At 56.9% G+C, this 13742-nt stretch carries 14 protein-coding genes and 1 tRNA gene; 6 read left to right on the top strand and 9 right to left on the bottom strand.

The genetic code is table 11. From position 1 onward, the window contains the following. Nucleotides 1–104 precede the first annotated feature (104 nt). Together Q1B13_RS10930 and rlmB are read right to left on the bottom strand one after the other, a co-directional pair. Complete coding sequence (locus tag Q1B13_RS10930; protein ID WP_299079728.1) at nucleotides 105–557, bottom strand: YHS domain-containing (seleno)protein; 453 nt, start codon at nucleotides 555–557, stop codon at nucleotides 105–107. Nucleotides 558–959: 402 nt separating this feature from the next. Continuing rightward, the gene (rlmB, locus tag Q1B13_RS10940) at nucleotides 960–1730 is read right to left on the bottom strand and encodes a 23S rRNA (guanosine(2251)-2'-O)-methyltransferase RlmB (protein WP_299079726.1); all 771 of its coding nucleotides are present in this window, start codon (nucleotides 1728–1730) and stop codon (nucleotides 960–962) included. Nucleotides 1731–1846: 116 nt separating this feature from the next. On the opposite strand from rlmB, the gene Q1B13_RS10945 reads away from it, so the two are divergent. Beyond that, nucleotides 1847–1930: transfer RNA gene (locus Q1B13_RS10945), tRNA-Tyr, on the top strand. A 34-nt stretch (nucleotides 1931–1964) separates the two neighbouring features. Here the strand turns inward: Q1B13_RS10945 and Q1B13_RS10950 are convergent. The 3 genes from Q1B13_RS10950 to Q1B13_RS10960 all read right to left on the bottom strand — a co-directional run bounded on the left by Q1B13_RS10950 (nucleotide 1965) and on the right by Q1B13_RS10960 (nucleotide 4940). Beyond that, nucleotides 1965–3086, bottom strand: coding sequence for an alanine racemase (locus Q1B13_RS10950; protein WP_299079723.1), 1122 nt, complete (start codon nucleotides 3084–3086; stop codon nucleotides 1965–1967). Further along, nucleotides 3083–4330, bottom strand: a complete 1248-nt coding sequence (locus tag Q1B13_RS10955; RefSeq protein WP_299079720.1) for a D-arabinono-1,4-lactone oxidase — start codon at nucleotides 4328–4330, stop codon at nucleotides 3083–3085. The genes Q1B13_RS10950 and Q1B13_RS10955 overlap by 4 nt, the downstream gene beginning before the upstream one ends. An 88-nt stretch (nucleotides 4331–4418) precedes the next feature. After that, complete coding sequence (locus tag Q1B13_RS10960; RefSeq protein ID WP_299079717.1) at nucleotides 4419–4940, bottom strand: DUF2478 domain-containing protein; 522 nt, start codon at nucleotides 4938–4940, stop codon at nucleotides 4419–4421. Nucleotides 4941–5068: 128 nt separating this feature from the next. Between Q1B13_RS10960 and Q1B13_RS10965 the strand changes: the two genes are divergently transcribed. After that, the gene (locus Q1B13_RS10965) at nucleotides 5069–5755 is read left to right on the top strand and encodes a hypothetical protein (RefSeq protein WP_299079714.1); all 687 of its coding nucleotides are present in this window, start codon (nucleotides 5069–5071) and stop codon (nucleotides 5753–5755) included. Nucleotides 5756–5759: 4 nt separating this feature from the next. Here Q1B13_RS10965 and Q1B13_RS10970 read toward each other — a convergent pair whose 3' ends face one another. Next, nucleotides 5760–6167: a cytochrome c gene (locus Q1B13_RS10970; protein ID WP_299079711.1), complete on the bottom strand. Its 408-nt coding sequence runs from the start codon at nucleotides 6165–6167 to the stop codon at nucleotides 5760–5762. A gap of 97 nt (nucleotides 6168–6264) precedes the next feature. On the opposite strand from Q1B13_RS10970, the gene Q1B13_RS10975 reads away from it, so the two are divergent. Continuing rightward, nucleotides 6265–6702 carry a DMT family transporter gene (locus Q1B13_RS10975; protein ID WP_299079708.1) on the top strand — a complete coding sequence of 146 codons (438 nt, stop codon included), beginning with the start codon at nucleotides 6265–6267 and terminating at the stop codon, nucleotides 6700–6702. On the opposite strand, the gene Q1B13_RS10980 is transcribed toward Q1B13_RS10975, so the two are convergent. Beyond that, complete coding sequence (locus Q1B13_RS10980) at nucleotides 6686–7372, bottom strand: ABC transporter ATP-binding protein (protein ID WP_299079705.1); 687 nt, start codon at nucleotides 7370–7372, stop codon at nucleotides 6686–6688. The genes Q1B13_RS10975 and Q1B13_RS10980 overlap by 17 nt on opposite strands. Then, a complete protein-coding gene (locus tag Q1B13_RS10985) occupies nucleotides 7365–8660 on the bottom strand; it encodes a lipoprotein-releasing ABC transporter permease subunit (protein WP_299079702.1) in 1296 nt (431 codons plus the stop codon). Before Q1B13_RS10985 ends, Q1B13_RS10980 begins: the two co-directional genes overlap by 8 nt. A gap of 691 nt (nucleotides 8661–9351) precedes the next feature. Here Q1B13_RS10985 and Q1B13_RS10990 point away from each other — a divergent pair. Next, nucleotides 9352–9711 (top strand): hypothetical protein, encoded by a 360-nt coding sequence (locus tag Q1B13_RS10990; protein ID WP_299079699.1) that lies wholly within the window; start codon nucleotides 9352–9354, stop codon nucleotides 9709–9711. A gap of 95 nt (nucleotides 9712–9806) precedes the next feature. Here the strand turns inward: Q1B13_RS10990 and proS are convergent, their stop codons facing one another. Next, nucleotides 9807–11147: a proline--tRNA ligase gene (gene proS, locus Q1B13_RS10995; RefSeq protein WP_299079695.1), complete on the bottom strand. Its 1341-nt coding sequence runs from the start codon at nucleotides 11145–11147 to the stop codon at nucleotides 9807–9809. Between the two features lie 167 nt (nucleotides 11148–11314). Between proS and Q1B13_RS11000 the strand changes: the two genes are divergently transcribed. Next, entirely contained in the window at nucleotides 11315–12679 is a 1365-nt protein-coding gene (locus tag Q1B13_RS11000) for an FAD-dependent oxidoreductase (RefSeq protein WP_299079693.1), read from the top strand. Then, nucleotides 12679–13653, top strand: coding sequence for a 2OG-Fe(II) oxygenase family protein (locus Q1B13_RS11005; protein ID WP_299079691.1), 975 nt, complete (start codon nucleotides 12679–12681; stop codon nucleotides 13651–13653). Before Q1B13_RS11000 ends, Q1B13_RS11005 begins: the two co-directional genes overlap by 1 nt. Nucleotides 13654–13742 lie beyond the last annotated feature (89 nt).

Consider the following 13742-nt stretch of genomic DNA (forward strand, 5'->3'; position numbering starts at 1 on the left):
GCAGTTCCGTTCCGCGGTCACTGTGACATTTAGGCATGATCTGTTTAAAAAAAAGAGGTCGCGCTCATTTTTGTGATGACTTTTCACAAATGTCGCACCCGTCCCTATTCCTGATACAGGATGGCTGGCCAGTTTTCATCAGCCATTTGAATATATTCACCTCGATCCTGATCCCAGATTTGTTCGACCTGAGGTGAATGGGTCAAGTACAATCTCCCGTCAACAACCTGCCACGCGTTTGGGTCAGTGCTTTTGAGAACACCATGCGCCACGGCGTACGAGCAATATCCGCCGAACTGAGGCGCAAAAGCGCGTGGATTGCTTTCAAACATTTCCCGGTGTTCAGGAGAGGCAAAATGCCACTCCGCCCCTTTCCACATAACAGCAATCTCTGGCTCACCAAGGACTGGTACCTCGTTTTCGAAGTAAGACACGGGGTCATAACCCGCCATGGCGGCGCCGTCTGCTTCGAAGTAGACCGGCACGTCTTGTGCTTGCACAGCAGGGGAAAAAAAGATGGCGGTCAGCGCGCCAAGAAGGAAACGTCGGGTCAGCATCACGGTTTCAGAATCAGGATCAGAGGGTGATAAATTGCAACTTTTGACGCCCGGTGAAACCCCCGTTGACGCGGTTGTGAACGCCTGTATCGCTGTCAGGGTGGCTTAGTCGAAGATATCTTCGATCACATCCCATGCCTCATCCAGAACGCGCGAAAACATCGTTTTCTTCTTTTTCTTGCGCTTGGATTTTCGAGAAGACGGGTAAGCTGCTACATCGCGCGTCGGCCTGGAATCTGACGTCTTTCGCTTGGGCAACATCTTCAGGTTATGCAGTGGGGCACCGCAGCTCGAGCAGCTGAGCTCGTGCCGGTCTTTCCCTTTGAGCACCAGAGCGGCGCGTGTGCCGCAGTAACAGCAGGTCGCGATTTTGGACGGTCCTGGAATGGCGCTCTCCTAACTTCAGTGCTGAGATGCATATAGGGCGATTGCCGCCGCGTTTGATACGTTCAGTGAGCCGAACCCGCCAGCTGCGTCAATTTTCACCAGTTGATCCACCGTTTCTTTGGTCTTTTGCCTCAAGCCGGGCCCCTCTGCCCCAAGAACCAATGCCACTGGACGATCCTGTCCATCACCCAGCGCGGCCTCAATCGTATTTTCGGCATCACCGTCCAGTCCAAGCACCAGAAATCCCATATTTTGAAGCTCAACAATCGCGTCGGCCAGGTTTCGTACTCGTAGATAGGGCTGGCGTTCCAACGCACCACTGGCTGTTTTGGCCAGCGCCCCGGTTTCTGGCGCAGAATGATGTCGCGTACCAATCACCGCACTGGCCCCCAGCACCTCGGCCGAACGCAGAATTGCGCCCACGTTATGCGGATCGGTCACCCGATCAAGCAATACTACCCGCGGGTGTTCGCGACCAATGCAGTTCTCAGCAAGACCACCCCAATCCAGCGGTTTTACCTCCAGCGCGGCGCCTTGATGGACAGATCCCGGATCGACAGGAGCACTGAATTTGCGCGGATCAGCCATCTCGGCCTCAATACCTGCAAACTCAATGGCTTCGGCCAGTTTGTCCCGCGCATTTCGGGTCACAACAAGGTGCAGTTTTTGACGTTTCGGGTTCATCAAAGCATCCCGTACGGCATGCAAACCAAACAGCCAGACAGTCTCGGATGCGGTCGCTTTGCGCGCCTGTTCCTTTTCGACGACCCACTTGGGTTTTTTCATTTCTTGGGCCTCCAAGCCGGGCGAAAGGTTTCCTGCGCCAATGCGGTATTTTCCTGTTGACGCTTCTTTAGCGCGCTAGTAATCACGCCTCCACGTCAGGTGCAACGCCTGACAGTGGGCGACAGGCCGCAAGGTGTGGCAGGGGACTGTAACTCCCTCGCGGAGACGCACGCCTGGTTCGATTCCAGGGTCGCCCACCATCTTCCAAAGATGAGTGATTTTAGCAACCAGCCTTTAATTTGTCAGGCAAGGCCATTCGTGGACAACCTGGTTATCCCGGACCGCAAGCAATCTGCCGAACTGATTCAAGACCGCCTCGCTTTGGGTGGGCCGAAGCAGGGCGATGTCACCGGGTTGAACGGATGCCGCCATTGGACCGGTCCAGACCTCTTGATTGGTTGAGCGTCCAAAGACAGAAGAATAGGCGAACCCGTTGGGATAAAGCGGATCAGCCATGTAGTACCCGCCAAAGACGGCGATATCAGTTTTCCGACGCGGCAGAAAACCCAAACCTGGCAACGTGTTACCGGGCATGACCTTGAGGATTGGCGTCGCCAGATAGGTCGCAGGTGTGAAGTCCCTCGTCGAGGCATGGTCGAAGTCTGATGGCTTCACCAGAACCGAGCCAAAGGCGATCTCGTTCGCGAACCCTGCCGCCTTGTAGGACTGAAAGGTCAGGCTGCCACCAGTATTCAAGCAAAGCTGAGAATTGGTCGCCGGAAGGGCATCAATGGCACGGCGATAGGCTTCGGCGCAGGATCGACTGGCGCGGGATCTGAGAAATCTGGGCAACTTGGCCAAATGGGCCTCGTACCCCATTAACCCACTGAGTTGGGCATTTGGATGGGCGGCTACGGCTCGCGCGGCCTCGGCCACCTGATGAGATGTCATCCCTCCGCGGTGCAGGCCGATATCCACTTCCAACGAAATTCGCAGCCGAGATTTGCCGCCCTCCGCAAGATTCAGATACTCCTGCAAGCGATCCGGGGTATCGATCAACCATTGCACCCGATCGATTGCATCGGAACACGCCGCCAGTAAACGCGCGGCCGAACTGACAGGAAGCGGTTTGCCAAGCAGATGGTCAGTGCCGGTTTCCGCCCTGAGCAAGGCTGTCAGCATGGTCTCGGAAAAGGTCATCAGGCCTGAGGTCGGGATCAGATGTCTGATATGGTCCAACAACGGCAGACAAGGCAACGACTTGGCGACCAGACGCCGGTTTACTCCAGGATCTGCGGCCGCCAATGCGATGGTACAATTGGCCTCCAGACGGTCAAGATCGACAACCGTCACCGGTTGATCGACGCCGTAGTTGCGCAGCGTGTCAGACAGCTGGGCCAGATACGGATCGCTCATGGCTGAAACAGCCGGGACAAAGCAGGCGTCAGGAATTTCCCGGTTGGGTCCAATCGCTCTCTCGCCGCACAGAACCGGTCGAAATCTGGGTAAAGTCTGGACAAGTCAGAGTATGTCAAGCTGTGCATCTTTCCCCAATGTGGTCTTCCGCCTGCTTCGACAAATAGCGGTTCCATCGAGTTAAAGTACTTGCGGTGATCTTCATGCGCATCAGTGTGAATTGCCACTGAAATACGCGGCCCACCCTGAAACGGTGACAAGCAGGCTGTATCGCCAGCAGTCTGCCGAACCTCGACGGGGAAATAGATATCCTTGTGATCCCTCTCCAGCAGCCGAAACACCTCGGCCAACACATCGCCTGCCGCGTCAGGTGGCAAGTGATACTCCATCTCTTTGAAACGCGCATGCCTGTCACTGCACAGAACACGCCAACTTTCACCGACATAGTCCTCTTCGGACTGGGCAAGTATCAGCAATTTCAAAAGCATGGCGCGCAGACGTGGGCTGAGACGCCCGGCATTTCGCGCAAGTCTCAGCACCTTTATTGCAATCATGTCCAGATCGCGTGGTGCATTGGTTTCCGGCGCATCGCTTAACGCATGACGGATTTCGACAGTCGCGCCGGTGAAGGGAATGTAAAAAAACTCAAAGTTCCGGTTTTCGGTCCAGTTTTGATGCATCATGTCCAGACTGTCTTGCAGCGCGGCCAATCGCACCTGACGGCGAAGGTTGAATTTAGGCACAACTTTGATGCACGCCTCGGTCAGAACCCCAAGCAACCCGAGCGTGACCTGTGCCATGTCCAGCGGGATATCTGATATGGTAAGGACGTCCCCTGCGGCTCCGACCAGCTTTGCAGCGGTAAGTTCAGCGGCGATGCTTGGCAGTTCCTGTCCAGTTCCATGGGTTGCGGTGGAGACGGCACCGGCCAGCGACTGGGCGTTGATGTCGCCCAGATTGCGAAATGCAAAGCCATGTTGCGCCAGCGCTAGCGAGAGATCTCGCAGACGCGCATTGGCGTTCACCCAAACCTGCCCGCCCTCTATAGGCCCGACTGTGGGCATTTGCAGATTCGACAGATCCAGAATGCGATCCGCGCCTGCCACGATGGGTGTAAAGGAATGCCCTGCCCCGACAACTCGCAAATTTTGCGACTCAGAAACAGCGCTTTGCAACGCCGTCAGTGTTGCGGGCCGCGTCAGTTTTGTGCTGGCGCTTTGATTGCCCGCCCAATTGGTCCACATGTAACTGTTCCTCCCACCGTCGAAGATCGCAGCCCGGGCGGCGCGGAACAAGTCAGTATATCAGGACGTTACGCGAGGTGATCGTCACCTAGGCAGCAGCCTCTCGCTGCGCGGTGACACGGTCTAACCAATCTGCGATGGCTTGCACATCTGGGACAAGCTGTTCAGCCTCACCGCCGGTGAATTCGTTAAACTTTTCGGCATTCAATCCGTTCACGCCAACCAGAACAGGAATGTCCTGCGCCAGGGCCTCGGCAATCACGGGACGGAATCCGCGTCCGTCAGCCTCGTGCTTGCCAAATTTATTGATGATCAGCAACTGCGGCGCATCTTTCAGGGATGCGGTCACGTATCCAACGGCTTGTTCCAAAGCAGCCGGGTCCAGACGGCATCCACGGGATTGAGTTCCCAAAGTTTGCGAAATTCGAATGGTCTCACCATCCGGCAGAACGCGCACATCCATATCGCATTTGCTGTCGTCGGCGCATTCGGTATTGGTTTGAACCACCCCCGCAAGATGCGCACCGCCAGCCAACAAGTGTTCGGCCACTGCACTTAGCAGGCGATCCGTCGCGCCGCGATCCGTTGTTGTGACATAAGCCAGATACATTCAGAAACCCCCGTTCCTTCAAGGCTGCTGACTCAGATAGCACGCCGACCGGCACCCCGCTACTTTTCTTTGCGACTAGCGTGTGAAAACGGCTTGCGGAAAGGGTGCAGCATATTAGGCTTAACTTCATGGTTCTGCGCGGTTTGTTTTTTGCCCTTTTGTGTCTTGCGTCTTGCGGTCGTCCCCTGACAGATCTGGAGCGCGAATTTGCCAGCACAGTTCAAGGCGAAACACTTGATCTGGACCGAGTGCGCCTTGTCGATGGTGCGCCAGTTACGCAGATCACCTATTTTCGCGAAGCGCGCCCGCGTTTGGCCTGCCGCGAACGCATTCTGCCGCCGATCGAAGAGGGCACCGTCTCTGGCAAGCCTGCAGCCATTGCCCTGTTCAACAGGGTATATTTTGCGCGGGATTGGTTTCTTGAAGACTATATGTCCGAATACCCGGACGAGATGAATTTGATCGCGGCAATGCTGCTGGCCCATGAATTGACCCATGTTTGGCAATGGCAGAACCGCAAAACAACCGGATACCATCCATTGCGCGCAGCGGCCGAGCATGGCGGACGGAAAGATCCCTATCTTTTCGACCTCGATACGTCGCCGGACTTCCTCTCATACGGGTATGAACAGCAAGGCGCTATTGTGGAGGAATACGTCTGCTGCCGCGCGCTTGATCCCCAAGCGGAACGCACCCAAAGACTGCACAACATGCTGGGCGAGCATTTTGACTTGTCAGCCCTGCCCCAGAAAGGGCGAGAGCGCGACGTGGTTATCCCCTGGAGCGAGGCTAAAGTTCAAGGGATTTGCCGCTGAGAACTCAATCCTTTTGGAGAGTTTTCAGATACGCGACCAGGTCGACAATCGGTTGGCTGGTCAGGATCGGTTGACCTTCATGGGTTTTGATGGCTGTGTCCTGCCCTTCGAAGTAAGGTCCGTAGACCGGCATTGGGCTGCCGTGGCTGACCAAAGGGTCGCGCCCATCAATCCGGGCGACAACGCGCGCTGTAGGAAAAACGCCATCCTCACTGACCAGAGACTTCAGATCTGTTGGCTGGATCAGCAGCACTCCGGCCATCGGTCCTTGTCCGGTGGCGTCGATCCCATGGCAGGTCGCGCAATAATGCATATACAGGTCTTCGCCTGTTTCAACATCCTGCGCCCACCCGACTTGGGACGCCAACGCAACAAGCCCAAATACCCCAGCCCCAATTCTTGCCTTGATCATTGCATCCTCCTGTCAAGATTGACATTTGCAGGCTTGCCCGTCGGGCGTCTTGGCGCAATGATCCAGATCAACGAAACCGTCGCAAAGGGTCCGGGCCATGACACAATACGCCACCATCATGCTGGCCGCTGGAATCGGAGTTCCGATCCTTGCAGCGCTGAACGCCGCGCTGGGCAAACTGATTGGATCGCCAACAACTGCGGCGGTCATCTTGTTTGCTATCGCGTTTTTGGCATCCGCTTCGTTGATGGTGTTGTTTCCCGGGTTTGACGCCCTGTCAAAGGTTACCCAGGCGCCCAAACATCTGTTGCTGGGCGGTGTTCTGATCGCATTCTATGTCCTGTCGATCACCCATGTAGCGCCGCATTTCGGTGTCGGGAATGCCGTTTTCTTTGTGCTTGTTGGACAGCTGATCAGCACCGCTGCAATTGACCATTTCGGCCTGTTTGGCGCTCAGGTCACGCCGCTGACGTGGATTCGTGCGGGTGGTATCACTGTCATGGTGGTGGGTGTGGCCATCACTCAACTGGCCTGAGCACCCCACCGTCCAGACGGACCATCCGGTCCATGCGTGCAGCAAGCTCAAGATTATGTGTGGCGATAAGGGCCGACAGACCTTCATCGCGCACAAGCGACATCAGTGCATCAAACACCTGATCAGCTGTGTCTGGATCGAGGTTGCCCGTCGGTTCGTCCGCAAGCATCACTCGTGGTTTGTTGGCCAAGGCCCGACAGAAGGCCACGCGCTGTTGTTCGCCGCCAGACAAAGCCGCCGGACGGTGATCCGCTCGCGCGGCGACACCCACGCGTTCCAACAAACTCATGGCCCTGTCCTGAGCGGTCTTTTCGGACTGCCCGTTGGCAAGCTGCGGCAGGGTGATGTTTTCCAGCGCCGTGAATTCGGGCAACAGATGATGGAACTGATACACAAACCCGACGTCTTGCCGCCGTAGCGATGTACGGGTCCGATCCCCTTTACCCGACACGTTCTGCCCGCCGATTTCGACGGTCCCATCGTCAGGTTTGTCCAGAAGCCCGGCAATATGAAGCAGCGTTGACTTGCCTGCACCCGATGGTGCGACCATTGCCACAGCCTCGCCCGTGCGCAGGTCCAGATCGACCCCGCGCAACACCTGAACCTCGCCAGGGGTTCCTTTCAGATAGGTCTTGGTCAGACCACTCAGCCGCATCGTCAGATCATTCATAGCGCAGTGCCTCAACCGGGTTCAGCCGCGCTGCGCGACGGGCGGGAAAATAGGTGACGATGAAGGACAGGCCAAGCGATAGCCCCACGGCCTTGAGCACATCGTTCAGGTGCAGCTCGGCCGGTAACGCATAGATGCCCCGAATGGACGGATCCCAAACCCCACCACCCATGACTGCATTCACGAATGAAAAGATCGGGTCGATATAGATCGCAAAAAGGCACCCCAAAACCACGCCCATCGCGGTTCCGATGATCCCCGTAAAGGCACCGCAGATGAAAAAGACGCGCAGGATCGAGCCTTCACTCAGTCCGATGGTGCGCAGGACACCGATGTCGCGGCCTTTGTTCTTAACCAACATGATCAGACCCGAAACGATGTTCATCGCGGCGATCAGCACGAGGATCGAGAGAATGATGAACATCACGTTGTCTTCGACCTCAAGCGCGCGCAGGAACCCCCCCGAGGCGTCCTGCCATGTCCAGATCTGGCTGCGCTCGCCAGCGGCTTCCAGGATAGGGATCAGGATTGGCCCCAGATCTTCAGGTTTGTCGACCATCACCTCAATTTCATCGGCAACACCGTCACGATTGAAAAAGCCCTGCGCTTGTGAAAATGGCATGTAGACGCGAGTGCGATCGATGTCGTAGCGCCCGGCGGAAAACACATAAACCACGCGGTACGCATTGACGCGAGGCGAGGTGCCAAATGCGGTCTTCACGCCGTTGGGCGAGGTCAGCTTGACCGTATCCCCGACAGTCGCACCGATACTGCGCGCCACGCCCGACCCAATGGCGATCACATCTTCGCCCGTTTGAAACAGGGACAAATCGCCAGCGGATTGTTCGCTTTGCGCAACGCCCGGCAGATCCCGCAGGTCATCCGGACGAATGCCAAAGACCTCGACGCCACTGCTGCGGTCGCGATTGGTGATCAGAACCTGGCCTTTGACCAAAGGTGCAGCGCGCGCAACACCCGGCACCTGCGCAATACTTGTGGCCCGTTCTTCGTAATCGACCATGGTGCGATCCACTCGCCCCTGCGCATCGATCTCGCCAGAAGAAAAAATGGTGACATGTGCGTTGGCCCCAAGGATCGTCCCGACAAACTCCGCCCGGAACCCGGACCGAACGGCCAGCGTCGCGATCAGAGCGAACACGGCCAGCGTGATCCCGATTAACGAAATCCAGGTCATCACACTGACGCCACCTTCAGCCCTGCGCGCACGCAGATAACGCCAAGCAATTTTCCATTCAAAAGGCGCAAAGGGCGGGGGTGTTTTGGCCATACCTGCTCCGGTTTTTGTATCGCGGCGACACTTTCGGCATTTCGTCGGATGGTCAAGCCGGTTGTGTGCCGACGCCTGCCCCTCAGCCCTTTAAGGCCGAAGTTTGCTGTAGCGCAGTTTCGGCCGTGGTTCGATCGCAGACTTTGCGGAATTCGAGCTGTGAAGGGACTTGCCAACACAAAGCCGCTTGCGGATTTGGCGAGATGCCTTCCTTGAGCATCGCCTCATCGATATCGGTCGGGATCACGTGTGTCGAGGTAGTCTGTTCCGGCCGAACAAACGGCGCGAAGTACAGCACCTAGAGCCCAAGCAATGGAAAGTCTCCTGAGCAAACGGATGTGGCGAAACCCCGCAAACCCTGATCCTTCTCGGCCTTCAGCACCCCCTTATGACCAAAACCACGCCGTCAAATTTCCTGTTTAGCGATTCTGAAACGAATCATTTCCGGCCGTTTGCGGGGCCATCTTCGGAAAAAAGTCGCTTGCGGTACCAATGATTTACACCTGTGGTTGTGACGCTCATCACAGACAAGGGCGCATTGTTTCACTTATGAAGTCAATGCGGGCATTACGTGAGTCACTGAACTCAAAATGCCACATTTCGCAGGCAATTTTATTTCGCTTTTTGCTTATTTTAAGAAACTTTGTCACCCTGATTTGGGGGAACACATTTTAAAGAGCGGGGGTCGCTCATGTATATTCAAACGAACACGGAAGGGTCGGGTCCGATTTTGACCCGCAAGGTATCAACAGATCTGGATTGTGAAACCGCAGCACTTCTGCGGGCAGCGATCCGCCCAGTTTTTGCCAGCGCCGCAAGCTGGGGTAACCTGTCAGACATCCTGAAAGACAAAGGTTACCACCTGGCGTTTCGACAGGGTCGGTTGTGCATCACGGATGTTGCGACGGGTGCGCGGGTTTGCGGGCTACGGTTTCTTGGTTTCGAATTAAAGGACCTAATCAGCCGACTGGGCCGTCCAATCGTTGTTGCACGCGGCAATCAGGCGGATGGCGACGTACTGGCTGTGCGGCCAACATCTGCCCAGACCTGAACGCTAATCACACGCGGTTAGACAGCGTCTTCCAGGGATGCCCTGCCGTCCACTGAACGGCAGGTGCCAGGCCTTTTTTGCCCGAGGTCTTTAGGTCAAGCGATGTTCTGATAGATCTCGGCGATCTTCGTGACGGCTGCCTCGGGGCTGAGCTCTTCGCTTTTGCCGGTGCGGCGGCTTGTCAGCTCGACTACACCGTTCTTCAAACCGCGTGGCCCGACGGTGATACGCCAGGGCAGTCCTATCAGGTCCATCGTGGCGAACTTCCCGCCTGCGCGTTCTTTGCGATCATCATACAGCGGGTCCAGACCCAGCGCAGTCAGCGCTTTGTAGATACTGTCACACGCTGCGTCAGCTTCATCGTCGCCCTGCTTCAGGTTGACGATGCCGCAATGGAACGGGGTTACGCCTTCAGGCCAGATGATGCCCTTGTCGTCATGGCTTGCCTCAATGATCGCTCCGACCAGACGGCTGACACCAATACCGTGGCTGCCCATGTGCACAGGAACCGGCTTGCCATCGGGGCCTTGGACGGTCGCGCCCAGCGGCTCGGAGTATTTGGTGCCGAAGTAGAAAATCTGTCCAACCTCGATTCCGCGCGCCACGCGACGGCGGTCTTCGGGGATCTGTTTGAAAAGCGCTTCGTCATGGGTTTCATCCGTGCGGGCGTATTTCGAGGTGAACTCTTCGAGAATCGACTGGCATTGCGCGCGATCGTCATAATCGATCTCGCGATCACCAAAGGTCAGATCGGTGACTGCACCGTCATAGAAGACCTCGGATTCACCCGTATCGGCGAGCACCAGGAATTCGTGCGTATTGTCGCCACCGATGGGGCCGGAATCGGCGCGCATCGGGATGGCCTGCAGACCCATGCGCTCATAGGTGCGCAGGTAGGTCACCAGATGGCGGTTATAGGCGTGCAGAGCGTCCTCTTTATTTAGGTCGAAATTGTAGCCGTCCTTCATATAGAATTCGCGGCCACGCATCACGCCAAAACGCGGGCGGATTTCGTCACGGAACTTCCACTGGATCTGGTAGAGGGTCAGCGGCAGATCCTTGTAGCTGCTGACATGGCCGCGGAAGATGTCGGTCACCAACTCTTCGGCCGTGGGGGTGAACAGCATGTCCCGGTCATGCCGGTCTTTCATCCGCAGCATTTCCTGACCGTAATCATCATAGCGCCCGGATTCCCGCCACAGATCTGCCGATTGGATGACCGGCATCTGGATCGCGATATGGCCAGCGCGCGCCTGTTCTTCGTGCACAATGTTTTCAATCTTGCGCAGTACTTTGAAGCCCAGTGGCAGCCAGGAATAGATACCGGCCGAGGCCTGCTTGATCATGCCCGCGCGCAGCATCAGCCGATGGCTGACAATCTGGGCCTCGGAGGGATTTTCCTTGAGAACGGGCAGAAAGTAACGGCTGAGGCGCATTGTTTAACCTTCAAAGGTGAAAATCGACTTCAAAAGTGATTATGCCAAAGCCCCGCCGGGGGCAATCATGCATTGATGAATTTGCGACCTCAGAATGGTCGGTTTTTGATTGACCCGCCGATCAGGAATTTCAAATGTGACGGAACCACAAACTTCATGAGGCGTCGATGCAGACCATTCAGGAACCCGCCCGTCAGATCCCTGTTGTCCACAAAACAGATGTATTGGTCGTGGGGTCTGGCCCTGCGGGCTTGGCCGCAGCACTTGCAGCCGCACGCGCCGGTGCCGAGGTCTCGCTGGTCGACCGCTTCGGTTGCATGGGTGGCAACATCACCGCCGTGGGCGTCGAAGGGTTTGCCTGGTATCGTCATGAGCAAACGGTCGAGGCTGGTGGCATCGGCATGGAGTTCGAAACCCGCGCCAAGGATATGGGCGCAGCGGTGCCTGAGAGCCAATCGCTGAGCTACGAGCTAGACAGCGAGGGGTTCAAACTGGTCGCTGACAAGCTGGTAGAAGAGGCAGGTGTGCATCCCATGCTGCACCGCCAGTTCGTTGCCCCGATCATGGAGGGCGACCGGATCACCGGTATCATCACCGAATCCAAAGCCGGGCGTGAGGCGATCCTAGCCCGTCTCGTCATCGACGCGACGGGGGACGCCGATGTGGCGCATCGCGCTGGTGCCCCCACGCGCAAGACAGCGCCGGAAGATATGATGGCGGCGTCGGTCATGTTCCATCTTGCAGGCGTCGACAAACGTGCCTTTATGGACGGGGTCAAATCCGATCCGCAGACCTATAAGGACTGGGGCGGTGGCGGTGAGTGGAACATCGAGACCAGCGGTAAGGAGGACGACATGTTCTCGCCCTTTGTGCACAAACCGTTTCAGCAGGCTATTGATCAAGGTCTTATCCCGCCGCATCTGAATACCAGCGCGGGCACATGGGGTGCGATGCACGATACCGGCGAGTTGACCTATATGAACCTGATCCATCTGGCCGAGATCGATGGCACAGATCCCGACAGCCTGACCCGAGGTGAGATCGAAGGCCGGCGGCAATCCATGCAGGCGATCGAGGCGCTGCGCCGTTTCATGCCGGGCTGCGAAAATGCGCGGCTGCGCAATTTCGGAATGACCATCGGCATCCGCGATACCCGCAAGATCGATGCGGTTTACAACATGAGCGAAAATGACGCGCGTCATCAGGGGCGGTTCGAAGACTCGATCGGGATCTATCCCGAATTCATCGATGGATATGGCATCCTGATCCTGCCCACCACGGGCCGGTACATGCAGATCCCCTATCGCTCTATGCTGCCAAAAGGGATCAAAGGCCTATTGGTCGCGGGCCGCTCGCACGGATCAGACAAGGTGGCACATGCCGCGACCCGGAATATGGCCTGTTGCGCCGTCATGGGCCAAGGCGCAGGAATTGCAGCAGCGCTTGCCCTCCGAAGCAATCAGGACCTGCACAGCATGGACCTTGCGCCGGTCCAGGCCGAGCTGGATCGCCAGGGCGTCAGGGTTCACTGATGGTGCGAATTCCAACTATAAACATATCTCCACTGTGGGACAAAACCAGCGCGGGCTACGATGAGACAGTTCGGCAGATTTTAGAAGCCTGCACCGAAATCGGATTTTTATCGATCACGGGAACACACGCGCCACAAGATAAAGTCGACCAGGTTCGGCGCGTGATCCAGGCGATTTTCGATGTCGATGAGCAACGAAAATGGGATCAGGCCATCACCCGTGACAATTATCGCGGCTATATCCCGATGGGATTCTTTTCACCCAATGACGGCTCGGGGCAGACCGACAAGTATGAAGGGTACAAGCTGCATTATGACGTAGCTGAGGATGCCGAGGTTCGTCAGCAATGCGCCCTCTATGGACCCAATATCTGGCCCGAGGAGGTGCCCGAGGCGCGGGACGCCATTCTGGAATACTGGGCTCAATTGGATCAGGTCGCAGATCGCCTGTTAGACGCGTTGGAGGTCGGTATGGATCTGCCACCGAACATTCTGCGCGATGCTTTTCGAGACCCGATGACCAACATGACCTTGTTGCATTACCCGCCGCAGGCCCCGGACGAAGGCGGCTATGGGATTCACCCGCATAAGGATACCGATGCCCTGACGATCATCGCCCCCGACCCCGTTGGCGGCCTTGAAATTCAGACCCGCAATGGCGGCTGGATCACACCTGACTGCCCCCCCGGCGGTTTCGTGGTCAATATCGGGGACATGCTGGAGCTTTGGTCCGGTGGTCGTTTGAAATCCACGCCACATCGTGTTGTGAACAAATCAGGCAGACAGCGCTACTCGTTCCCTTACTTCGCGGTCCCACGACACGATGTGGTTGTCGCGCCATTGCTGCCCGCCCTGCCCGGCTTCGAGCGCCCCTCAGTGCATTGCGGCCATTGGTCAGCCGAAATCTGGCGTACCAACTGGCCGGACCAGACGGCGGCCGAGGACACCCCGAAACTGGGAACGTTGCAGGATTAACGACCCGAAAACGGCAGATCTATGAAGCGCTTGCATCGCAAGCCTTCATACGCCAAGAACGCAAGGAAAGGTCGCAACAAGGGGACCCA

Source organism: uncultured Ruegeria sp., from assembly GCF_947489545.1.
GTDB lineage: Bacteria > Pseudomonadota > Alphaproteobacteria > Rhodobacterales > Rhodobacteraceae > Ruegeria.